This window comes from Schinkia azotoformans LMG 9581 (assembly GCF_000307855.1).
Lineage (GTDB): Bacteria > Bacillota > Bacilli > Bacillales > Bacillaceae_J > Schinkia > Schinkia azotoformans.
Genome location: NZ_AJLR01000146.1, coordinates 114,967 through 139,020, shown reverse-complemented (window position 1 = coordinate 139,020; position 24,054 = coordinate 114,967). Strand labels below are relative to the sequence as shown.

Below are 24,054 nucleotides of genomic sequence, written 5' to 3'. Positions count from 1 at the left end.
AGATTTCTTATGAATGTATTTATTCGTGTTGACGCCTCGAACGAAATAGGATCAGGACATTTGATGAGATGCCTAACTCTTGCAAAAAAGCTGCGCTTACAGGGTGCCAATGTCACCTTTATTTGCAGGGAACATATTGGGCATCTATGCAATTTAATCGATGAAAAGAAGTTCACTGTATTAAAACTTCCTACCCCCAACAAGGATTGGGAACTACCTCTTTTGACCCCGCACTCAAACTGGCTGGGTGTTCCATGGTTTATTGATGCTGAGGAGACAAGATCTTTACTGCATGGTCACTACTCTGTTGATTTACTAATTATTGATCATTATGCGATTAACGATAAATGGGAACGTACACTAAAAGGTATGGTTAAAAACATCATGGTTATCGACGATCTGGCCGATCGGAAGCATCAGTGTGACCTGTTACTGGATCCTACAGTACTTAATGACTCAAATAGATACCGAGCTCTCGTTCCACCACATTGCAAATTATTCCTTGGGCCCAGCTATGTATTATTGAGGCAGGAATTTTACGAAGAAAAATATCAGATGAAGTTGCGAACAGGTTTAGTTAAAAGGATATTGATTTTTTTTGGAGGATTTGACCATACGAATGAAACAGAAAAAGCACTTTCTTCATTCTTAGAATTGGCACGGAATGATATCGAGGCAGACGTGGTTGTTGGACAACAAAATATTCATAAACACAAGTTAAAAGAAATCTGTGAACAATATTCTAATCTGCATTTTCATTGCCAAGTCAATAACATGGCAACGCTAATGCGGCATGCAGATCTTTCCATTGGTGCTGGAGGAACCACCACGTGGGAACGGTGTTATCTTGGTCTGCCAACTATAGTTTGGAGTATTGCAGAAAATCAAAAGTTTATTTGTGAGTTACTCGGGAAAATGAAGGTCATAAAATATTTAGGAGAGATTCATACAGTGAGTCAGGCATCATTAACAAAACCACTGAAGAAATTTATTGAAAACGAACAAGAACGAATTGAGATGTCACAACTCTCCACAGCATTAATGAAAGATAATTTTGTGAATCTACAGACAATGATTGAGGATATCATGAAACTGGGTGGTTAAACATGGGTTATGATTTACGAGCACCGTCAGAAAAAGACAGGAACTTGCTTCATAACTGGAGAAATGCTGAGTTTATTAGAATCAATATGTTTGATGATCAACCAATTACTTTTGAAGCTCATTGCAATTGGTTTGAAACAATACTTAAAGAACAATTGGCTTATTATCGCATCGTTCAATATCAAAGCAAGCCCTTGGGGCTCGTTTCTTTTAAAAAGGATCCACAACAAAAAAACATTTTATTCTGGGGATTTTATATTGGTGAAGCACAAGCACCCAAAGGAGCAGGAACATGGATGGGAAGGCTCGCTTTAGATTATGCATTCCAAATTCTAGAGGCAGAAAAAATCATTGGCGAGGTTCTTTCTTTTAATAAAAAGAGTATGAAGTTTCACGAAAAACTAGGCTTTAAACAGAATCATCAGTATCGAAATACTTTATTTCGAGAAGGGCATCCAATTCCAATCGTAAGATATGAATTAGATAAAGAAGATTGGCTGTATCATAGAAAGGACGGATTAAATTGAAGGAAATTAATCTTGGTGGAAGAATGATTGGACCCAACCACCCTCCTTTTATTATTGCGGAAATGTCAGGCAATCATAATCAGTCCTTAGAGCGGGCATTACAAATTGCTGAAATAGCAGCAATGACAGGTGTTCATGCTTTAAAAATACAAACCTTTACTGCAGATTCTATGACAATCAATCTAGATACCCCAGATTTCCAAATTAATGACGAGAAAAGTTTATGGAATGGAAATAATTTATATGCACTATACCAACAAGCCCATACTCCGTGGGAGTGGCATAAACCAATATTTGACAGAGCGTTAAAACTTGGGATGATCCCATTTAGTACACCATTTGATGAAACCGCTGTTGATTTTTTAGAAGATTTAAACGTACCAGCTTATAAAATTGCCTCTTTTGAAAACAATGATATTCCTCTAATTAAAAAAGTAGCTTCAACAGGGAAACCGATGATCATTTCAACGGGGATGGCCACCATTTCGGAAATTGAAGAAACAATTCAAACTGCCAGAGATAATGGATGTAAAGATATTATTCTCTTGAAGTGTACGAGTACTTACCCTGCCTCTCCCGAAAACACCAATATTTTAACGATTCCTAACATGAGAGAATTATTTCAATGTCAAGTTGGCTTGTCCGACCATACAATGGGGATTGGAGTTTCCGTCGGCAGTGTTGCATTAGGTGCAACTTTAATTGAAAAACATTTTACAATTTCTCGTGCTGATAAAGGGATTGATTCTGCTTTTTCAATGGAGCCAAATGAAATGCAGTCTCTAGTTATTGAAACCGAACGGGTATGGAAAGCACTCGGGGAAGTAAACTACGGCCCCACGAATGAAGAAAAAAATTCACTTAAATTTCGAAGATCTATTTATATTGTTAAGGACATGAAAGCTGGGGATATTTTAACTAAAGATAATGTAAGAGTAATCAGACCAGGTTTCGGTTTAGCACCAAAATATTACGACAAATTATTAGGGAAAAAAATTGGAAAAGACATCAAAGCTGGAACACCTGCGGATTGGTCATTATTTTCCGATTAAAATAACATAACCACCCTTGGGTGGTTATGTTTATTTCTACCTGCAACATCATGAATGTGACATGAGTAAATAAAGTAAAGAAGTTATATATTTGTAATTATTTACATAACAATATGAGTAAGCACCAGCAATGATAAAGTTACAAGTCTAATTAATGAAATAGACTCTTTTGCAATTCATAGGAGGTATTAATGTGGTCTATAATATCATTGAAGTTGCGAACACACACGGTGGAAGTATTGACTATATTCATTCATTATTAGATGAATATTCCCAATATAAAGATGGTTTTGGGATTAAATTCCAACCGTTTAGATATGATGAAATTGCAACAAAAGATTATGAGTGGTATGACGTTTATAAGTCAATCTTTATTAAAGAAGAAGACTGGAATGGAATTATTGACATTGCAATTCAAACGAAGGAAATTTGGTTAGATATTTTTGATGAATACGGTGTTAAGATACTAAATAATAATATCTCAAAGATCTCCGGTATAAAATTACAAGCCTCGGTTTTGTTTAACTATTCCGTATTGAACGCATTATCCCAAACAAGTCTAAACGATAAAAAAGTTATCATAAATGTAGCTGCTTATGATATTAAACAGATCAAAGAAAGAGTAATGGAAATCGAGAAATTGATGAACCCGAGAGAAATTCTTATAGAAATTGGATTTCAAAGTTATCCAACTGAACTTGGCGATAGTGGATTATCGAAAATTACCAAAATTAAAGCTAACTTTAACAACCGTATCGTTTTCGCAGATCATGTTGATGGACAGAGTGAGGAATCCGTCATTTTACCAGTTATCGCTAGTCTAATCGGTGCTGATGTTGTTGAGAAACATGTCATGCACAGTAGCTTAGAAACAAAATATGATATGTTTTCTAGTATCACTGTAGATCGATACAATAGATATATTACACTTCAAAAGATGTATTTGGAATTGTTAAAGATGCCTTTTATTACAAATAAAGAAAAAGAATATCTTAGAAAAACGATACAAATACCTATTTTAAAAGAAGATGTAAAAAAGGGGAAATTAGTAACAAAAAGTTTATTGTCTTATAAACGTTATGGTAAGAGTGGGTTAAATACTAAAGAACTAGAAAATGTTATCCAAAATTATAATGTATTAGCTACAGATAAGGTAAGTGGTGACGCACTAAAACTTGAAGATTTTAAAAAGGCAAATATAGCAACAATTGTTGCTTGTAGATTAAAATCAACTAGACTTCGTAGAAAAGCATTATTACCAATTGGAGATTATGCTTCAATAGAACTTTGTTTAAAAAATGTATTGAAATTCGAAAATGTCAACCATACGATACTAGCAACCTCAACTGAGGTGGAGGATAACGAACTAGAAAATTATATTTACAGGAACGATGTGATTTTTCATAGAGGGGACCCAGACGATGTTATTGATCGGTATTTAGGCATTGCTAGAAAACTTAAAATAGATATAATAATCCGTGTTACTGGTGATTGTCCATACGTATCTAATGATATTTTACAGTATTTACTTCAATCACACTTCGAAAAAGGAGCCGATTATACAACAGGAAAAGGTGCAGCTGTTGGCACAAACATTGAAATAATAAATGTAGAAGCTTTAGAAAAAGTAAAGAAATATTTCCCAAAGGCGCAGTATTCTGAATATATGACATGGTATTTCCAAAATAATCCTGAACATTTCGAACTTAATATTGTCAATTTACCGGAAAAATGGTGCAGAAATTATAGACTTACTTTAGATTATGAAGAGGACTTAATTCTATTTAACGAGATTGAAAAATATTTTAAAGAACAAAATATTGAATATTCAATCGATCATCTATTCCGATATTTAGATAAAAATCCCCAAATAGCAAAAATCAACAGCCATTTAACTCTTAAATTCCAATCAGATAAAGAATTAATAAAAACATTAAATGAACGAACAAGAATTTCCAATATGGAACTTGGACTTGGCACAGTTCAATTTGGAATGGACTATGGTATTACAAATCAAAGTGGGAAAACAAACTTTTCTGAAGTCAAAAGGATTTTGAATTTTGCAAAACAGAAAGATATAAAATTATTAGATACCGCAGCCGCCTATGGCGATAGCGAAAAAAAATTAGGCGATGTTATCGGTAGTGATAATCATTTTAAAATTGTCACTAAAATAACGAATATCTTTAATCAAAGGAATATCGAACAACATATAGTGAACCAAGTTAATCAATCCTTACACAATTTACAAAGGGATCATCTCGAAGTACTAATGATACATCATGCAGAAGATTTATTAAATGTAGATGGACCAATCTGCTACGAAGTATTAAAAGATTTGAAAATGAAAAATGTCATAAGTAAAATCGGCTGTTCAATATATGAGCCAAACGATATTGAAAAGTTACTTTCAAAATATCAACTTGATGTAATTCAAGTGCCAATTAATATTTTTGATCAACGATTAATATCTGGAAATTACCTAAAACTTTTAAAAGAACAAAAAATTGAAATTCATGCGCGATCATTATTTTTGCAAGGGTTAATTTTAATGGAGCCTAAAAATATTCCCTCAAGCTTAAAGAATATCATTCCTTATGTAAACAATTTAAGACTTGAAGCAGAGAAACATCAGCTTACCCCCCTACAATTAGCTTTGCAATTTGTTAAATCCATTAATGAAATTGATTATGGGATAGTAGGTGTAAACAATTTACAACAATTAATTGAAATTGAACAATCATTCAAACATACCACTAATAGTGATGTAGATTATCGAAAATTTGCCATAAATGATGTGAGGCTAATTGACCCGAGAAAATGGAACGGGGTGTGATGATGAGGAATTTATTTAGTCTTGAAAATAAAACGATTTTAATCACTGGCGGTTCCGGCCATCTTGGCTCTGCGATGTCAGAAGGGTTAGCCAAGCATGGTGCTACTGTTATTATAGCTAGCAAAAGTAAAGAAAAAAATTGTGCTTTTGCTGCCCAGCTAACAGAAAAATATCAAACAACATGCTTTGGTGAATATATAGATATCTCTAATCTTGAGTCGGTGAATACATGTATTTCATCTACAATAAAAGCGTTCGGAAAAATTGACGTTCTAGTTAATAATGGGTACTATGGCTCAAGCGGAAAAATAGAAGAAATGAGTGAGGAGATTTGGAAAAAGGGGATTGATGGTTCCATAAATACTGTTTTTAATTGTGTCCATGCCATTCTTCCCCATATGATGAAACAACAAAGCGGGAACATCATTAATATTGCATCAATGTACGGTACTGTATCTCCAGACCCATCTATTTACGGTGATTCGGGATTTAATAACCCTGCCAATTATGGCGCTGGAAAAGCAGCTGTCATCCAATTCACAAAATACCTTGCATGTCATTATGGCAATAAGGGTATTCGAGCAAATACAATATCTCCTGGTCCGTTTCCAAGCAAAACGGTACAAAAAAATGATGAATTTATTATGAATCTCTCAAAAAAAAATCCATTAGGTAGAATCGGAAGCCCCAGTGATTTAGAAGGTCCGATTGTATTTCTCGCTTCTGATGCATCCTCGTATATGACCGGACAAAATATTGTAGTCGATGGGGGGTGGACTGCGTGGTAAAAAAGATTGGGATATGTCCCAAGTGAATAATTTGCACTTGGGACGTGAATAAAGTTGCGTCGGAGCTTTTGTTCTTTAAGGTCACTAAGCTATTTTTCTGGTGTGTTAGCTACGCTACTATCTTCATTTTGGCAGCATTCAAAAAGTAACTTTTGTCCAGAATTTCCATCTAAATAAAGGGTACCCAAAAACCGATCTCTAGTCATTTCAAAATCTTGCTTTTGCTCAGGAACCGTATAATACTTATCAATGATTGCGTATAATTGATTTGGATCAGTCTGAATATGCTTTCCAAATTGATCATAATACCCATATGTTCGATTACTAAATATAAAGTTAAAAATAAATACTGGTTTTTTTAGTAAAATGCTTTCTAAAATTGCAGTTGATAATGTGCCAATTACTCCATCAACTTGATCAATTAGTTCGTACAAATTACCTCCACGTATAGTCCAAACTTTAATTGATTCATATTTTTTTTCAAGATCGAAATAAAGTTGACACTTTTGTTTTCCAATTTCCCATGGATGGGGCTTTATAATCAGTTGATAACGAGAATCCTTTATTAGATTTTCTATAAGTTTAGTAAATCGTTCGGGATCCATATTGGGCCCGGTAATAACTAATAAAGTAATTTTATTCGTGTCAAGTTTGAATTTATCGAACAACGAGCGATTCTTTTCGGTGGTTCTAGTAAAAATTTGATCATATTTAGGATGACCGATTTCACTAATCCTGTCTGGTGTCAGCCCCCTTTTTAAATACCAATTTTTTTCATACTCACCGTAAACCGCAACTTTCTTTGTAAATACTGGTAAAAAAGCTTCTTCCCCCATTAAAATGCCGTGCTGAAGGCAAATACTTTTAATTCCATACCTTCTACCAACAATCGCAAGGGTACGACTTACAATGTCTTCTGTCGTCCCCACTATAATGACGGATATTTTATGGGCTTGAAAGAGATTATGTCCAGCACTGATTGTTCTCACAATCAATGGGATGCGATTCAAAAAAGTTTCCTGAAAGAACTCATTACTAAAGGCCGGATGATTATCTAATTTTCTAAATATGCTTTTTGCAATTTTTATTAATCGATTAGAAATGTCTTCTGTATTCTCTTCGTATTTTTTCATCGTTTCATTTGGAATTCCATTTACTTTTTCAGCATTGGAACGAGAGAGAATGATTGTTTTTTCTGGGTCAAACAATGTTCGATAACATGTTGCAGGAATTCGTGTATAATCAGAATTGATCAATAGTTTCCCATTTTTTAATTTGGTGGTTAATGTCAAATTGCCTTTATTAAGCCACTTATCAAAATATGGCTGAATCATTTCATACTTCATTTCAGGGTATTTATCTGATAAAGGAAATGTGTCTTCTTCCATTTTTGTTTGTAAAGATTGATCTATATGTTGATAAAAGTTCGTCATAAGGCAAAGTGGTATATCTTTGAATGTAAGGTTCTCAAACGTTTCAAGGAACTCACGATAAATGGACCAATAATTTTTTAGATAAATATTCATTTCCTCTCCAACCTTTTCATTGCTCTCAGAGAGTCTCTAAGTTCCTTACACATTCTTTGTGGCGGCAGTTTTCTGGCAAATTCATTAGGCTGTGCATTTTGAATTTGAGCGTGGATGGATTTTGGGGTAATGGTGTTAAAATCTAGTATTTCATTAATGGGGTAAAATGGCCAAAAATGATTAATCTTCCAGAAAAATCTTGCGTCACCGATTTTGTAGAATTGAGGATTTTCATCCCAAATGGAATTAAAAGTTTTTTGAATCACCGGTAATATTGTTTTTCGATGCATAATCGAACAATGATCAATTACACATGGAGCCAACCATTGAATAGCTTTTGCAGGTCTAACGATAGAATTTGTAATTTCTCCCTTCTCATTTATATAATCTGTTTGAGATGCTGAATAGACGACCTGGACATTTGGATTGTTATCCAAGTAATTTACCATTTTCTCTACCTTTTCCATATGGAAAACATTATCATCTGTAGCATAGGCAATATATTCTCCCTCTATTTTTTCTAGCGCTTCGTTAATCAATACTGCATATCTAGTTTTCGCCACTCTTTCATCTATTGTTTGAGTCTCGCTTTTAAAAAATGTAACTCTATGATCGTTCAAAAATGGTTTAATATTATTCAGTGTTTCTTCATTAGAATTATCATCCATAATAAATAATTCAAGATCCTCATACGTTTGGTCTAATATTGATTTAATTGACTCCCCAACGTATTCATGTTTATTATAACTGGTTAAAATAATCGATACCTTTGGCATTACTCCACCCTTCCCTTTATAAATACAACACTCCCCATTTTTCATTATCCTTATAACTTATGAAATTTGTTGTTTAATGGTACATTCCTATTGCCTAATAATATAAGATTAATAATCTTCTAGTTAAAGGCCTTTTTTAATTAATGTTGTGCCGGGTGGTACGAATAGGACATACAATACCAGAGGTGTCATATAATATTGTATGTAAAATAAGGAGGCCAGAGATGAAAGGAATTATTTTAGCGGGTGGCAGTGGAACAAGGTTACATCCTTTAACCTGTTCCATATCTAAACATTTGCTGCCTGTTTATGATAAACCTATGATTTATTACCCACTCTCAACACTCATGCTTGCCGGAATTAAGGAAATCCTAATTATATCTACCCCCCAGGATACCTCCCGTTATAAGGACCTACTTGGCAATGGTTCAGATTTAGGCATTTCTATAAGCTATGAAATACAGCCAGCCCCAAAAGGGATTGCTCAAGCTTTCATTATTGGGGAGCAATTCATAGGTAATGATAATGTAGCGTTAATCTTAGGCGACAATATTTTTTATGGATATGAATTTCAAAATTTGTTAAACGAAGCTGTAAACCAGAAAAAAGGTGCAACAGTATTTGGATATTTTGTTAATGACCCAAAACGGTTTGGCATTATTGATTTTTTAAAAGATGGAACTGTAACATCTATTGAAGAAAAACCTGAGCATCCTAAATCCAATTATGCCATAACAGGTCTTTATTTTTATGACAACCGAGTCATTGATATCGCCAAAAGTATCAATCCTTCTGCAAGGGGTGAGCTTGAAATAACAGATGTTAATAAAGCTTATTTAGAACGGGGTGAACTGTCGGTAAAATTATTAAGCAACAGTAATGCTTGGATTGATACTGGAACACACCAATCACTATTTAAGGCTTCACAATTTATAAAAGTGATAGAAGAAACCCAGAATATTAAGATTGCTTGTATTGAAGAAATAGCCTTTCAAAAAGGGTATATCACAAGAGAAAAATTATATAATTTATCAATATCTTTTATGAAAAGTGATTACGGAAAATACCTAATGGATTCGGCAAGGAGAAGTGATCAATGAATAAAATAGAAACAAAGTTTCAGGAAGTCTTCATCCTAGAGCCAAAAGTATATATTGATCATCGGGGTAAATTTATGGAAAGCTACAATAAAAACTCCCTTGAACAATTGGGAATCCAAGTTGATTTTGTCCAAGATAACCAGTCTGTATCAAACCCAGCTGGAGTTTTACGTGGACTTCATTACCAGCTAAACCCCAAGGCACAGACAAAGCTTGTCCGTGTTTCTTCAGGCATAATCTTTGATGTAATCGTAGATATCTGCACTAATTCTCCAACTTTTGGACAATGGCTTGGCGTAATTTTAAGCGAATATAATAATAGACAAATTTTGGTTCCAAAGGGCTTTGCACATGGTTTTTGTACACTTGCTCCCAATACAACAGTGTGTTATAAAGTCGACCAGTATTATCATCCCGTATATGATCGTGGAATTTTATGGGATGATCCTGATATTGGTATTGATTGGCCGATCACAACACCTATTTTATCTGATAAAGATAGCAAACATCCATTATTAAGATACGCAGATTTAAATTTTTCTATAAAGGAGCCGGATTAATGAGATTACTAGTTACAGGAGGAGCCGGTTTTATAGGAAGCAACTTTATTCATTACTTTTTGAAAAAACATCCTAATTCTTATATTGTGAATTTTGATAAATTAACATATGCTGGTAATTTAGATAATCTAGCAAATCTTCAATATTCAAAATATTATACCTTTGTTAGAGGAGATATTACCAACAAAGAATTAGTAAATTATATCGTTATGACACAAAAAATTGACACTATCGTAAACTTTGCAGCTGAATCTCATGTTGATAGGAGTATTACAAACTCTGAAGAGTTTGTTAAAACTAATATTGTCGGAACACAAATTCTTTTAGATATAGCAAAATATTACAGTTTGCGCTTCATTCAAATTTCAACAGATGAAGTTTATGGATCTCTTGGAGAAAATGGTTATTTTACAGAAGACACTCCTTTATCTCCGAACAGTCCCTATTCAGCTAGTAAAGCAAGTGCTGATTTATTGGTAAGATCTTATCACAAAACGTATGGATTAAATGTGAATATCACTAGATGTTCAAATAATTATGGTCCCTTTCAATTCCCCGAAAAACTTATCCCACTCATGATAATAAATACGATTCAAGGAAAAAAATTACCTATTTATGGAAACGGAAAAAATATACGCGATTGGCTGCATGTCGAAGACCATTGTTCCGCTATTGATTTAGTAATTCATAAAGGAATAGCAGGTGAAATATATAATATAGGTGGACACAATGAACAGACAAATATAGAAATTGTTGAAACCATCGTTAACATTCTAGGTGGATCCCACAGCTTGATAACCTATGTCCCAGATCGGTTAGGTCATGATTATCGCTATGCGATTGACTCTAGTAAAATACAAAATGAGTTAGGTTGGAATCCAGTCTTTTCCATCAAAGAAGGCCTAGAAGAAACCATTCTCTGGTACAAAAAAAATCAAGGATGGTGGGAAAAATTAATTACCGGTTAATTATTATATTCAAATAACACTTTCGAGGTGAGTAGATATTATTAAAGTTTTAGTTACAGGAGCTAAAGGGCAGCTTGGTACAGACCTTGTTTTACTGTTAGAATCACTAGGTTACAAAACCTTTGGATTAGGTAAGTCTGAATTAGATATAACAAATGAACTTGAAGTAAAACGTAAAATCACCGATATTAACCCGGATATTGTCATTCATTGTGCTGCTTATACCAATGTCGATAAAGCTGAGGCGGATCGAGATAGTGCTTTTCTAATTAATGGGATTGGAACACGTAATGTTGTTCTGGCATCTGAATCTATTCATTCTAAACTCATCTATATAAGTACCGACTATGTCTTCGATGGTTCATCTTCTACACCTTATCATGAATTTTCTCCAGTATCCCCTCTTAATGTCTATGGACAATCTAAATTAGCTGGTGAAAGCTATGTTCGCGATTTCCATTCAAAATTCTTTATTGTCCGTACTTCTTGGGTTTTTGGGGCGGAGGGAGATAATTTCGTAAAAAAAATGCTAAAACTGTACCATACAACAGAACAACTAACAGTCATTAATGACCAGGTTGGGTGTCCCACTTATACCGTTGACCTGGCAATGAGTATTGTTGAGCTCATGATTTCTGATAAATACGGAATATACCATATATCGAATACAGGTAGTTGTTCCTGGTTTGAATTTGCAAAGGAAATTTTTCGACAATCCAACATTCAAGCTAATTTAAAGCCTTGTACAACAGAGGAACTCTCCCGACCAGCAAAACGACCAATGTATTCCGTAATGGACCATGTGGGGCTGAGGATAAATAGTTTTAGTATTCTCCCGCATTGGCAAGATGCTTTAAATCGTTTCCTTATACAAATTGGCAGGAAACAATCCCCAGATTTCTCCAATAACACAAACGAAGGATAGTTGTGAATTTATCCAACTATCCTTTATTTACTTCATATTAATATGCACACCCTTATTATATGAATAGGCATCTTACACAGACACCCCACATTTTTTGAGATATTAATCATTTTAGTGAAAAACCACATTTAAATAATCAGGTAGACAACTCCCCATACAGCCTTTCCAATCCTACATACCATATTAAGAGACAAAAAATCGTCTATTCTATAAAAGGAGGAATTTATAAATGGGTTCAAAGAAATATAAACACCGTAAAAAATTTGAAGAAAATTGGATGGAAGAATTGAGCCATGACCACCATCATCACTATCATATGGATGAAAACAGACATCATTGCCACCAGCATCATTTGGATGAGAACAAAAATCATTGCCACGATGAACATGATAAAGACGGTAAAGACGATAAAAATTGTATCTGTAACATTGTTAGAAGAATCCTCAAGGCCCAAGAAGAGGTTGACGAGTGCCAATGTGAGGTAAGCTGTGAGAGGTCCATAAGACAGATGCTCGCACCAAATGATTGTCCACCTGCCAACACAGTTCCTTTTACTTTAACCTGTGGGTGCGACCTGTTCTTTGGAAAAACAGTGATTTACGACAAGCATGGTCTCTTCTGCTTAATTTCAAGTCCATTTTTCAAGGTTAAAAAGGTCGACCATAATTGTTGTGCAGTATTGGAATTATTGTGGCCTACCTGCAATGGAGAGCCTCATAATGGCCCGCTAAAATGCCCGGATCATAACTCCTTCCTATGCTGTAACTTTAGTGGATTTATTGGAACAGGAGCATGCATTACAGTCGATCTTTCATGCTTTTGCGGCATCTCCTGCCTTAAGCCTCATATGGTAGATGAGGCAACAGCAAACCAAATTCACCAAATTATAAAGTGTCATAAGAACTAAAAAATTTTTCTGAAAAAGGTGAGCGTGTAACACTCACCTTTTTTCTTATGTTTACAAAAGGTTAGGGAATTATCTAATTTTTATTCCCATAAAAATAGACGATTGCCCACACATTACATCCACCCATACATATTCTGTAGAGACGATAGTCATTAAATATATAATTATAAAAGGAGAGATAGAGGTATGAGTTGTGGAAAAGGGAATCATCATCATGGGACCACAAGTAATTGTGTATGTGATGTTATAAGAGCCATCGCTGAAGCTCAAAATGAAGTAGTTGAAAATGTTTGTGATGTTAGTTGTGAAAGATCAATTGAAAGCTTACTTGATCCGGCAGCAGCCAATGATTTAAATACAGTACCATTCATTCTTTATGGCGAAGACTTAAATCCTTTCAAGGCATTTGGTATCGACTTCCAACGTAACAAAAACAATATGAATGCACCTAAGTTTGAATGCATTGAAAGCTTTGTCTTCCGCGTAAAAACTGTTGATGAAGATTGCTGTGCAGTAATCGAGCTATTAGCCTTCGGTGCTGACGGCAACCAAGGTGGAGGTGGCAATAAAAATAAGGATGGAGACACTCCTTGCGACCAAATCGACGGACAAAAGCTTGAAGATCTAGTAGCAACAGGAATTTGTATCACAGTTGATTTAAGCTGCTTCTGTGCTATCACTTGCTTACCTGCCGTTTCATTAATGTAATAAGAAAAGCGGAAGCGACCGTTTAGCGAAGTTTACGAGTTCGCTGGGAGCTGAAGCTAGACAATCAGAAAGACACGACTTTCCGCCTAAAAGGATGGAGGTCGATGTCTTTTTTTGTTTTTAGCTGTAAAAAGGGAGACTACTGAATTGAGTAGTCTCCTTTTCCTTTTATTAAGGAATATGGATCGTTTTAACATGCCGTAAGTTTACAAATGATGGAATTTGCCTGGCAGTAATCAATTTTACGATACTATTTTCGATCGTTTGTAATTGTCCAATTTTACTATGGTCATGGCCAAGGTCAAAAATGACCATTTGATTCATGAACCTTTTCAATTGTTCCTCAAAAGTCCTTGCAAGTGGTATGTTGAAAGGATTAACCGACAAATTTTCCTTTGAAAGGGCATACGGTGGCTGCTGATCTTTATATGGTATTAACCACTTCAAATGCTGTAGTGATATATATACAGTCCTATAAACCGGTGAGTAAAATACTACATAATTATTCATTACACTCACAACATATCCATGTATTGTATGATTATTTGCGATTGTAATCTCCGAAAACAATCCCCTGGCATTATTTAATATTTTTCTAAATGATATTGTTTCATTTGAATCATCATCCCATTTTCCTTCAAATGGACTAATGTCAGATGAGTCATCATCTTTTTTATTTACTTTATGGATATGAATAATTGGAATATACAAAAAATCCTTTCCATTATACAAAACTAATATATCAGTTCCGAATGCAATCAATATTCCTTTATGAAGAATATTTCCGGATACTTCAACATAAATTTGTTCATTTATGAAGTCTTTCAATAATTCCAAACTCCACCCACCCTCTCCTAATTTTCATGGATATTAAATAAGTGCACTGACTTTTCCTCATCAATGCACTCATTTTGGTTGTTTGATTGATTGCCTAATTCTTTCTTTTTCTATCCTGTTGCTTCTTTTTAGCTGACACAATTGAATGATTGTTATTTTGATTACTGTTATCGTTACTGTTTTCTTGATTCATTTTTTCCCGAATACTCTTCACATGGTTTCTATTTACCCGTAATACTTGATCTTGGAATACTAAAGTGATTAGATTATCCTTCACATCAACTAAAATTCCTTCCACACCTTCAGGTCCGCGATTGATCATTATATAGCTATATTTTAAATACTTAAATAGTCGGTTCAAGCTATTAACGTCAATGAAGCTCACTACTTGATTCTCTTTCATTTTGCCGTTATCTTTTTCTTTATTTTCCTTATTCACTCTATCATTTTCGCTTTCCTTTTCCTTGTCATCTTCTTTTGCTTTTATGCTGAAACTTTTTACGTGGTCAAGGTTAAAATAAGATACTCCTTCTTTTTCAACATAAAGGGCTAAATAATCTCCATTTACCCCTAATAATCTCCCTTTTCTAGATTCAGGACCACGATTAATTTTGACCTCTTCACCGATTAGATTACTTAGTATGTCTTCAAATTTACTTTCATTTGTATCATGAGGAGTTAATTCATTAGCGATTTGAATATTTGCCTTATCGTCGGCAACAACATTTTTTATATGATTTGATCTCTGGTAAATATATCCATCCTTCTCATTATAAAGTACAATATGATCTGAATTAACTGCTAATAACAATCCATGCCATGCTTCAGGCCCGCTTTTATATGCTCTAACTCCCTTACCAACCATTGTTGTTAAAAAAGAATTACTCATTTTATCTTCCATTTTGCGTGAATCCTCCTTATGTCATTTGTACTAAAGGTACAATTGTACTTATATATATGTGTCCCGGGTATAATTGGCATGTTGCAAAAACCTATTTTTTATAAATTTAGTAGTACAAAAAAAGAAGACTACATCGATGTAGCCTGCTTGAACTATCAGTCAATTAGAAGCTTTTTCGGTTGATACCTAGGATATCTTCAATTTTCAAATCAACCCGAAATGGTTTTTTTCTTTGGACAATTTGGACAACTCCATTTGTATATCCAGCAATAATCCCTTGAAATGTTGACTCTTTAGTTCTAATTTCACATTTAACTTTTGGGACGGCAATTGGTAGTTTAACTAAATAATCAACCTTCTCTTCCACTGACATTTCTTTAAATGTTTTTTTACGAGGCTTTTTCACTTCTGGTTCTTGTTGTACCGGTGCTTCTTCCTGTTGGTTTTGAGGTACCTGTTGAACATCCTCCCCGACATTTTGTTCTTTTGGAGTGCGATTTTTAATATCATTTATTGTTATCGGTGATGGTAATGGATTCTTCTTCGGTGCAGCAACTGCTTTTCGTCCTTTTTCAATACTTGATCTGATTCCAAATGTCGTGATCATCCGTCTTTTCTCTTTGGCAGCTTCAATTTTCTCCGCAAATTCTTTATCTTCAACTTCTAGGATTTCTCCGCTAAAAACATTTTCCTCTGGTACTGATGCCACAGCCGATACCTCTGGAACTTCGATGACTTCTTGAACTTCAAGTACTGCCGGTTTTGGCTGCTGAACAACTTGATTCTTCAACTGTTGAATGTGGACAGGTTTTCCCTCGACTATACCCTCTAAACCCGGAAGTTTTCCTTTTATCAGTTCTTGAAGCAAATCTTTTTTTGATTCATCCTTTTTAGAATCGGTCTTACTTATCACCGGCTCTTTCTTAGTTTCAATAATGTTTTTAACCGGTTCTTGTTTAGTTTCGGCTATGCTTTGGACTGGCTCCTGTTTTAGTTCAGACATGCTTTTGATCGATTTCCGTTTTATTTTAGCTATGTTTTTGATCAATTTCTGTTTCGGTTCTACATTATTGGTGATCGATTCACTTTCAGGATGAAATTTATTTACCTCTACTTCCTGTTTCGCGGTTATAACTTGATTTTTGGGCTCTAATTTCTCTTCAATTATTTCTTCAATAGGTTCCGTCTCTACTTTTAAGTGAGTTTCGATTGGTTGTTTATTTTCTTCTGTTCGACTTTTTCTTGGTGCTGTTTTTTCCTCGATTGGATTTTTTTTTAAAGGTGTAGCGGTGATATCCTCAGCAATTGCATCAACTGGCACTTGTTTTTCCACGGCTTTATCTTGTACAAGCGACAATTGGTCTGTTTCATATATAGGTGTTGAAGTTCTCCTAACATAGGTTTGCTGCATTTTCGGTTTTGTCGGTGGATAAACTGGTTGGCTAATGTATAGAAGAGGATTATTAATAGTATCAACAATTTTTCTTTCCATCTCGATCCCCCCTCTTTCTTTAATCTCGTACCTATCTTATGCTTCTAAAATTAGTAATGTGCCCACTTTTTTTAAAAATAACTATGTTTCCAATAGGTTAAAAACCAATTTTATTACGTATGTCATAAATAGGGGTTGTTTACCTATACAGATTTCTATATAAACCATAGACTACTAAATAAAACTATAAGGGAGTTGAATTAATGAGCTGTAGTCATGGTGAACAATGTATTTGCGATTTAGTAAAGCGAATTGCTCAAGCTCAGGACAAAACTATACTTGAACAGCAAATTCGAGATTCCGAAAATCCATTTCAAACAAAATTGATTTGTCCTACTCGAGTGAATACAATCCCTTTCATGCTAGTATGTAAAGGAACTTGTGATTTCTTTATTGGTAAAGGCGTGTTTAAAGACCCTAAAAGCTTGTTTTTTGAATGCTTCAAGACCCCGTTTTTTCGAGTTAATAAATTTACCGATCATCATGGGTGCTGTGTACACTTGGAATTATTACAAGGACTAACAAAGGATTGTACTCTTCCGCATTCTTCAAGAGATGATGATATCACAGACTTTCTATGTAACCGTAAAATTAGTGAATTTATTAGGACAGGAATATGTATAACTGTGGATTTAAGTTGTTTTTGCGGAATAGAATGTCTTCCACCTGTTCTTGCAGAAAGTAAACTTCCTATTCCTGTTTCTCCTTGTGAAAAGAAGGAGAATAAATGCGAGGATCGTGAAAAAATCTTCACAGAAGAACTTTGTGGTAACTTTAGGGCAGGAACGGTAACAGTCTGGCAAGCTGCTAGTCCTAACGATATTCTTGAAGGAACTTTCCATATTTTTAATGACAATACTAGTCAAGCAGATGTTACAGCAACGATAACGGCTAATAATAATGTAAATTTCCCTCCTGTTCCTCCTGGCTTTACGGTAACAAGAGAAGCTATTGAACCTGTATCCTTTACAATCACCGCACCTCCTAATACAAGCGGAAGATACTGCATTACATTAGTAAGAAGTATTTCCATTAGATCCTAATTTGCACAAAATGCACCTAACATCGGAATTAGCCTACTAATCACCCGAACTGTGGGTGATTTTTTTATTTTTTTTAAAAAATACTTTCAATTCCGCATTTACAATATACAACCCTTCTCCAACTTGCATTTAATGTAAGTGTAGCATTACTACAAAATCAAAACTTTAAGGAGGAATACATCATGTCTTGTGGTGGAAAACAAAACGGCGGTACTCATTTACCCGCTAACCAATTTTGCTGTCCGCAGCACCAAATTTTTGTAGAGGATTTTTGCGGTTCTTTGGTCGGTTCTATTCCAGTAACAACTCCTATTTGGACTGCCCCTACAGTAAATGACTATTTTCAAGGGACTTTCACTGTCACTAACAATTCAGATGCAGCTTTAGCAATTGGTGCAAATGGCACAGCAACTACCACAGTACCCCCTAGATCTACAGTTTCAATATCTGTAAATCAACCAACATCTTTTAATGTTATATTAGGCCCTAACCAGCAAGCTGATTACTGTATAAGATTGTACAAACGCGTTTAACGTATCTTATTCGTTCCCAGTCAGGGTATGGACTTGACTGGGATATTTCTAGCATAGGTTGAAAAAATGTCCATTGGCTGGCGGGCAGTGGTCGTTTGCACACAAAACACTGATGGTTTTTATCATAATTATGCACCTTATCGCAATTCGGAAACTTGTCTGTTTGAAATAATGTGGAAGTCCCTGTTTTCATAAATTTATTAAAAATACTTAAGCAAACTTGATTTCAGATTACATATAGGCATAGGCCAACAACAACTGAATTTTGTCTTCTCTTAATATAAATAGGTTGTTTACCTATACAGCTTTCTATAATCAACCATAGACTACTATATAAATAACTAAAAAAGGGGGTTGAATGAATGGGCTGTAGTCATAGTAAACAATGCATTTGTAATTTAGTAAGGCAAATTGAAGAAGCGCAATTTGAAAAAACATCTCATCATGATAATTGTGATGAAAAACCCACTAATAATTTAAACACAATCCCTTTCATGCTAATTTCTAATGGAACATGTGATTTTTTTATAGGAAAGGGCATTTTCAGCCACAACGAGGGTAAGTTTTTAGAGTCCTTTAAAACTCCATTTTTTCGTGTTGATAAATTTATTGATGATCAGGATTGCTGTGTACAACTCGAATTATTACAAGCGCAAACAGAGGAAGGGACTACCTCCCCAGCTATAAAAGATGATGATATTTGCAGTTTTCTTTCTTCTCATTCCATCGGTAAATTTATTAGAACGGGAATATGTATTACTGTTGATTTAAGTTGTTATTGTGGAATCGAATGTCTTACCCCAGTATTTGCAAAATACGAAAACCCCGTTCCAAGTCGTTCGTGTAAAGAAACCATTAAGGAAGAACTTTGTGGACTTTTTGGAACCGGGAATGTCACCGTATGGAAAGCTGCACTACCTGGTGCTTATCTCGAAGCAACTTTTGAAATATTTAATGATGGCAGCAGTTTAGGAAACGTTGATGCGGTTATTAAAGCCCAACAGGATGTAATATTCCCTACTCTTTCTCCAGATACTACTGTATCAAGAGAAGCGATTATGCCTTCATCATTTACCATTTTAGCCCCGCCTGGCACAAGCGGGAGGTACTGTATTACACTTTTAAGATGTGTCCCATTTTAGGAGAAAAACTAATAGAAAAGAATAAATCACCCTTCCTCGGGTGATTTATTCTTTTCCCTACTAAATGAATCTTTTTAAAAAAAGTGCCTTACATCATCCGTCAACCGAACAATATAAAGCACATTCCTCGTGTTTATATAAATTCAATAACCAATAATATGGTAGCCTGAATCACAATGAATATTTTCACCAGTTATACCTCTTGAAAGGTCACTGAATAAAAATAAGGCTGTATCTCCGACTTCTTCTTGAGTTGTTGTACGACGTAATGGAGACTTTTCTTCAATTTGATTTAAAATAAGATTAAAGTCACTTACGCCTTTGGCTGAAAGAGTTCGGATTGGACCAGCAGAAATGGAATTAACTCTGATTCCATACTTACCTAAGTCACTCGCTAAATATTTCACGCTTGCATCTAATGAAGCCTTGGCAACACCCATCACATTGTAATTGGTCATTACTCTTTCTCCACCTAAGTATGTTAAGGTTACGATACTGCCGCCCTCTGTCATTAAATCCTTCGCTGCCTTGGCAACGGCTGTTAATGAATAAGAGCTAATATTATGTGCTAAGAGGAAGCCGTCACGAGTAGTATTCATATAGTCCCCTTTTAGCTCTTCTGTTTTAGCGAATGCTATGCAATGCGCCAGACCATGAATCGTCCCTACTTGTTCCTTTATTTCGGTAAAAGCTGCTTCAATATTTTCATCACTTGTAACATCACATGGCAATACGATTGAATCTTGGCGTTCCAAAGTTTCAGCTAATTCACGTACACTTTTTTCTAAGCGTTCTCCTGCATAAGTAAAAACTAATCTTGCTCCCGCATTATGTAAAGCTTGGGCAATTCCCCAGGCAATACTTCTTTTATTTGCCACACCCATCACTACATACGTACGACCTTGTAAAGAAATCATATAAAATTCCTCCTTAATTATAGTACCAAGTTTACCATTTGGAAATCATCTCATATTTAATTCGACTTTTAAAAGAAAATTCCTTTAAGCCTTTGATTTCATCATTTACCATACTCCAATAGCATTCTTAAATCATCTACGTACTCCTTAGATCCAGTTACAATTAAGCGATCATAAAGCATTAATTGAGTATCCCCATGTGGTACAATCGAATCCGATCCTCTAAAAACCCGAACAATAATAACATCCCCAGTAAATGGAAAGTTCCGTAACAATACTCCCTCATACCTTGAATTATTCATGTCAATTTCAAATAGGGCGCTTTCTTCTTTCGTCAAGATATTCAAAATACTTGGTGTTTCAATAAATGCCTTTAACAGTGTTTTCGTTGAGAAGAAAACGGAGAAAACATCAATATCGTGATTTCGTAATTCTTTTTCAACACTAGGAGACTCAGCTCTGGCAATAACTCGCTCTATTCCATAATGCTCCTTAGCATAGATGGCAATATCTGAATTTATGTTTTCATCCCCCGTGAACAGGACTAGGATATCAGCATTAAATACTTCCTGCTTTTCCAAAGCTTCAATCGAATAGTTTTCAACCTCGACAATGTGGAAAACTGGGTTGGACACATGACCATTGATTTTTTCCTGTTTCACATGAAAAATATACGGCTCATAATAGTCAGAATCCAATTCCCTGCTTATCGGCAATGTCATTTGATTTGCCCCAATAAAAACAACTTTGAATTTTTGGACGGCAGTATGATGTTTCGGGAATAGCTTTCTAAAAAGAATCGGTGAAATAATGCATGAAATTACTGCTACAAGAATAAGGGCTCCCGATTCCTGCGCTGTGAGCACTTCTATCCTTTCACCGATTTTAGCGGCTGCAATAACAAGTGACAGTGTTGATGTCAATAAAAATGCTGATGAAAAAATAGTCTTCCAGTCAAACCATTTGCTGAGCAACAGGGCCGGTACAATCTTTGAAATGAACAAACCGATTAATAAAAGCGGAATTAATAATAACGTCTTCGGGTCACTAAATAATGCCCAAATATCTAATTCCACCCCAATCATGACAAAAAAGATAGGGATTAGAAATCCGTAACCAAAGGAATCCAATTTATGGACCATTTCCGGATTTGGCGATAATAGAGATACCAACACCCCTGCAAGAAACGCTCCTAAAATATTTTCCGCCCCAATTGATTCCGAAACGGCCACTAATAAAATAATTAATGTAAAGACAGCTCTCGTATCAATTTGAATCGTTCCCTTAGTCATAGTTTCAAGGTAAGACTGATTGCGGAAGTACTTCCCAAGAAAATAAAGAAGGACACCTGCTCCAAACAAGATAAGTAAGAGCCACGTATTCCCTTGCCCATCACTATACATAGACACAAATACAGCCAATAAGACCATCGTCACTAGGTCTGAAATAACCGCAACCAAAAGAATGGTTTGACCAATATTTGTTTTCATAATTTGGGCTTCCTTTAAGGTCGGGACTACTACCCCGAGTGAAATTGTTGAAATGATTAACGTCATTAAAAAGGCATTATCGATAAAGCCGGCCCAAACAAAAAGAAGGGCTAAAGCGTATGACAAAATAAAAATACCGGTAAAATAGACAGTAGCAACTACAAACGAATTTGGCGTATTTTTCTCTTTCTTTTTCCCACCGACAAACGCCGAAAAATCAATTTCCACACCACTCAGAAACATTAAGAAAATAAATCCTAATAATGAAAGTGTTTCAAGCCACATATCTGGATGGACGAGCTGGAGTCCACTTTCCCCAATAATAAGTCCAACAATAATTTCAGCTACAACAACAGGAATAATGTTTAATTTAAATCGGTGCAGCAAAATCGGCGTTAGAAAGGCCGCCAGTAAAACAATAACTAAAGATGACACTGATGCGTGTGCTTCGATAAAGCTCCACCTCCCTAATTAGACTAAATAGTTCATTAGTAGTGTGGCTAATCCAAAATAGATCAAGACACTTATAATGTCATTTAATGTCGTGATAAAAGGGCCAGAAGCCACCGCTGGATCAATTTTCAACTTGTGCATTAATAGTGGGATAAGCGCACCAGACATGGTAGAAATAGTAAGCGTTGTAAAAATGGCAACCCCTACTAGCATACCTAACACAATGTTATGTTTCCATAAATCTACAACAATCATAACCAATATTCCACAAACGAAGCCAATAATTAAACCTGTGCCAATTTCCTTACGGAGCATTTGCATTTTACTTTTCCGATCACCATCGCCAATCGCTATCCCTCGGACAGCCACTGCAAGTGCTTGTGTTCCAGTGTTTCCAGCCATACCAGCGATAAGTGGAATGAATACGGCAAGAATAGATACTTGACTTAAGATTTCTTCAAATCGTCCAATTAAACTTGCTGTAAACATCCCAAGGAATAAAAGAATAATGAGCCATGGCAGACGTTTTCTTGCTGCTGAAAAGGCAGAATGATCCTGGCTTTCAAAATTGGGGACCCCAGCCAATTTTGAATAGTCCTCCGATGCTTCCTCTTCCATAACATCAAGTATATCGTCAACTGTAATAATCCCAAGTAAATGTCTTTGAAAATCAAGAACCGGAACGGCTAAAAAGTCGTAATCCTTCATCATTCGCGCAACATGTTCTTGATCTTCACTTACTGAAACGGAAACAACCCGATCATTCATAACCTCCGAAATGAGTTTATCATCATCAGCAATAATTAAATCACGCAGAGAAATAACGCCTACGAGCCTTTCCTCGTCATCGACTACATATATGTAATAAATCGTCTCCGCATCAGGTGCTTCTGACTTCAAGATTTTCATTGCATTTTTAATAGTATGATTTGCTAAAATTGCCACAAACTCAGTTGTCATGATACTACCGGCGGTTTTTTCTTCATAATGAAGCAAATCTTTAATTTCTTGAGCTGCTTCATCATCCATAATGGTAAGGTAGCTGACAACCTGGTCTTTTTCCAACTCATTTAAAACGTCTACGGCATCATCCGCATACATTTGGGCGAGCATATCTGCAACATAGGCCGGTTCCATTTCCTCAAGGGTGCTTTCCTGGTCTTCGCTATCAAGATTATGGAATAACTCAGCCATTTCTGATGGTGACAAATAAGAAGAAATTTGTTGCCTAACATCTTGTTCCTGACTAACGTAGAATCTTGCTTGGTCATATGGGTGAACCTCAAGAAACTCTTCCCTAAATGCATCAATATCATTTCTTTGAATAGCATCAATAAGTATGGTTTTAAACTCATCATCGAGCTTCTTATTATAGTCTGGCATTAATCTCCCTCCTTTAATTTTAGATTGGATAAAAGTACCTTATAAGCCTCATTAATCGTAAAATGAGGTCTTTTATTTGTCAAACT

The 24,054-nt window shown here is 35.2% G+C and carries 22 protein-coding genes; 14 read left to right on the top strand and 8 right to left on the bottom strand.

Annotated features, from left to right (window positions below; all coding sequences use genetic code 11):
* The first annotated feature begins 9 nt into the window (after positions 1-9).
* The 5 genes from pseG (at position 10) to BAZO_RS16880 (ending at position 6,307) form a co-directional block, all read left to right on the top strand.
* A complete protein-coding gene (gene pseG, locus BAZO_RS16900; RefSeq protein WP_004431976.1) occupies positions 10-1,104 on the top strand; it encodes a UDP-2,4-diacetamido-2,4,6-trideoxy-beta-L-altropyranose hydrolase in 1,095 nt (364 codons plus the stop codon).
* Between the two features lie 2 nt (positions 1,105-1,106).
* Complete coding sequence (pseH, locus tag BAZO_RS16895) at positions 1,107-1,631, top strand: UDP-4-amino-4,6-dideoxy-N-acetyl-beta-L-altrosamine N-acetyltransferase (protein WP_004431973.1); 525 nt, start codon at positions 1,107-1,109, stop codon at positions 1,629-1,631.
* On the top strand, positions 1,628-2,683 hold the full coding sequence (gene pseI / locus BAZO_RS16890) for a pseudaminic acid synthase (RefSeq protein WP_004431970.1): 1,056 nt from the start codon (positions 1,628-1,630) through the stop codon (positions 2,681-2,683). The genes pseH and pseI overlap by 4 nt, the downstream gene beginning before the upstream one ends.
* A gap of 193 nt (positions 2,684-2,876) precedes the next feature.
* Positions 2,877-5,519 (top strand): aldo/keto reductase, encoded by a 2,643-nt coding sequence (locus BAZO_RS21320; protein WP_004431965.1) that lies wholly within the window; start codon positions 2,877-2,879, stop codon positions 5,517-5,519.
* A 2-nt stretch (positions 5,520-5,521) separates the two neighbouring features.
* On the top strand, positions 5,522-6,307 hold the full coding sequence (locus BAZO_RS16880) for an SDR family oxidoreductase (RefSeq protein ID WP_233276136.1): 786 nt from the start codon (positions 5,522-5,524) through the stop codon (positions 6,305-6,307).
* Between the two features lie 89 nt (positions 6,308-6,396).
* Here BAZO_RS16880 and BAZO_RS16875 read toward each other — a convergent pair whose 3' ends face one another.
* The gene (locus tag BAZO_RS16875; RefSeq protein WP_004431958.1) at positions 6,397-7,833 is read right to left on the bottom strand and encodes a capsular polysaccharide export protein, LipB/KpsS family; all 1,437 of its coding nucleotides are present in this window, start codon (positions 7,831-7,833) and stop codon (positions 6,397-6,399) included.
* The gene (locus tag BAZO_RS16870; protein WP_004431955.1) at positions 7,830-8,609 is read right to left on the bottom strand and encodes a glycosyltransferase family 2 protein; all 780 of its coding nucleotides are present in this window, start codon (positions 8,607-8,609) and stop codon (positions 7,830-7,832) included. The genes BAZO_RS16875 and BAZO_RS16870 overlap by 4 nt, the downstream gene beginning before the upstream one ends.
* 224 nt (positions 8,610-8,833) lie before the next feature.
* Between BAZO_RS16870 and rfbA the strand changes: the two genes are divergently transcribed.
* The 6 genes from rfbA (at position 8,834) to BAZO_RS16840 (ending at position 13,777) form a co-directional block, all read left to right on the top strand.
* The gene (rfbA, locus tag BAZO_RS16865; RefSeq protein WP_004431941.1) at positions 8,834-9,709 is read left to right on the top strand and encodes a glucose-1-phosphate thymidylyltransferase RfbA; all 876 of its coding nucleotides are present in this window, start codon (positions 8,834-8,836) and stop codon (positions 9,707-9,709) included.
* The gene (rfbC, locus tag BAZO_RS16860; protein WP_004431938.1) at positions 9,706-10,269 is read left to right on the top strand and encodes a dTDP-4-dehydrorhamnose 3,5-epimerase; all 564 of its coding nucleotides are present in this window, start codon (positions 9,706-9,708) and stop codon (positions 10,267-10,269) included. Before rfbA ends, rfbC begins: the two co-directional genes overlap by 4 nt.
* Entirely contained in the window at positions 10,269-11,237 is a 969-nt protein-coding gene (rfbB, locus tag BAZO_RS16855) for a dTDP-glucose 4,6-dehydratase (protein ID WP_004431936.1), read from the top strand. The genes rfbC and rfbB overlap by 1 nt, the downstream gene beginning before the upstream one ends.
* Positions 11,238-11,274: 37 nt before the next feature.
* Entirely contained in the window at positions 11,275-12,162 is an 888-nt protein-coding gene (gene rfbD / locus BAZO_RS16850; protein ID WP_326153884.1) for a dTDP-4-dehydrorhamnose reductase, read from the top strand.
* Between the two features lie 229 nt (positions 12,163-12,391).
* Complete coding sequence (locus tag BAZO_RS21315) at positions 12,392-13,069, top strand: CotY/CotZ family spore coat protein (RefSeq protein ID WP_004431932.1); 678 nt, start codon at positions 12,392-12,394, stop codon at positions 13,067-13,069.
* Between the two features lie 186 nt (positions 13,070-13,255).
* Complete coding sequence (locus BAZO_RS16840) at positions 13,256-13,777, top strand: CotY/CotZ family spore coat protein (protein ID WP_004431928.1); 522 nt, start codon at positions 13,256-13,258, stop codon at positions 13,775-13,777.
* A gap of 171 nt (positions 13,778-13,948) precedes the next feature.
* On the opposite strand, the gene BAZO_RS16835 is transcribed toward BAZO_RS16840, so the two are convergent.
* The 3 genes from BAZO_RS16835 to BAZO_RS16825 all read right to left on the bottom strand — a co-directional run bounded on the left by BAZO_RS16835 (position 13,949) and on the right by BAZO_RS16825 (position 17,007).
* Entirely contained in the window at positions 13,949-14,614 is a 666-nt protein-coding gene (locus tag BAZO_RS16835) for a hypothetical protein (RefSeq protein ID WP_004431925.1), read from the bottom strand.
* A gap of 94 nt (positions 14,615-14,708) precedes the next feature.
* The gene (locus tag BAZO_RS16830) at positions 14,709-15,515 is read right to left on the bottom strand and encodes a hypothetical protein (RefSeq protein ID WP_004431922.1); all 807 of its coding nucleotides are present in this window, start codon (positions 15,513-15,515) and stop codon (positions 14,709-14,711) included.
* A 163-nt stretch (positions 15,516-15,678) separates the two neighbouring features.
* Complete coding sequence (locus BAZO_RS16825; protein ID WP_004431920.1) at positions 15,679-17,007, bottom strand: CotO family spore coat protein; 1,329 nt, start codon at positions 17,005-17,007, stop codon at positions 15,679-15,681.
* A gap of 203 nt (positions 17,008-17,210) precedes the next feature.
* On the opposite strand from BAZO_RS16825, the gene BAZO_RS16820 reads away from it, so the two are divergent.
* From BAZO_RS16820 to BAZO_RS21310, 3 genes are all read left to right on the top strand, one after another.
* Entirely contained in the window at positions 17,211-18,050 is an 840-nt protein-coding gene (locus BAZO_RS16820; RefSeq protein ID WP_004431918.1) for a CotY/CotZ family spore coat protein, read from the top strand.
* Between the two features lie 182 nt (positions 18,051-18,232).
* Positions 18,233-18,583: an S-Ena type endospore appendage gene (locus BAZO_RS16815; RefSeq protein ID WP_004431916.1), complete on the top strand. Its 351-nt coding sequence runs from the start codon at positions 18,233-18,235 to the stop codon at positions 18,581-18,583.
* Between the two features lie 362 nt (positions 18,584-18,945).
* Positions 18,946-19,725, top strand: a complete 780-nt coding sequence (locus BAZO_RS21310) for a CotY/CotZ family spore coat protein (protein WP_004431914.1) — start codon at positions 18,946-18,948, stop codon at positions 19,723-19,725.
* 143 nt (positions 19,726-19,868) lie between these two features.
* On the opposite strand, the gene fabI is transcribed toward BAZO_RS21310, so the two are convergent.
* The 3 genes from fabI to mgtE form a co-directional block, all read right to left on the bottom strand.
* Positions 19,869-20,642: an enoyl-ACP reductase FabI gene (gene fabI / locus BAZO_RS16805; protein ID WP_004431912.1), complete on the bottom strand. Its 774-nt coding sequence runs from the start codon at positions 20,640-20,642 to the stop codon at positions 19,869-19,871.
* Between the two features lie 101 nt (positions 20,643-20,743).
* Positions 20,744-22,585 carry a monovalent cation:proton antiporter family protein gene (locus BAZO_RS16800; protein ID WP_039957657.1) on the bottom strand — a complete coding sequence of 614 codons (1,842 nt, stop codon included), beginning with the start codon at positions 22,583-22,585 and terminating at the stop codon, positions 20,744-20,746.
* An 18-nt stretch (positions 22,586-22,603) separates the two neighbouring features.
* Positions 22,604-23,968 carry a magnesium transporter gene (gene mgtE / locus BAZO_RS16795; protein WP_004431906.1) on the bottom strand — a complete coding sequence of 455 codons (1,365 nt, stop codon included), beginning with the start codon at positions 23,966-23,968 and terminating at the stop codon, positions 22,604-22,606.
* Positions 23,969-24,054 lie beyond the last annotated feature (86 nt).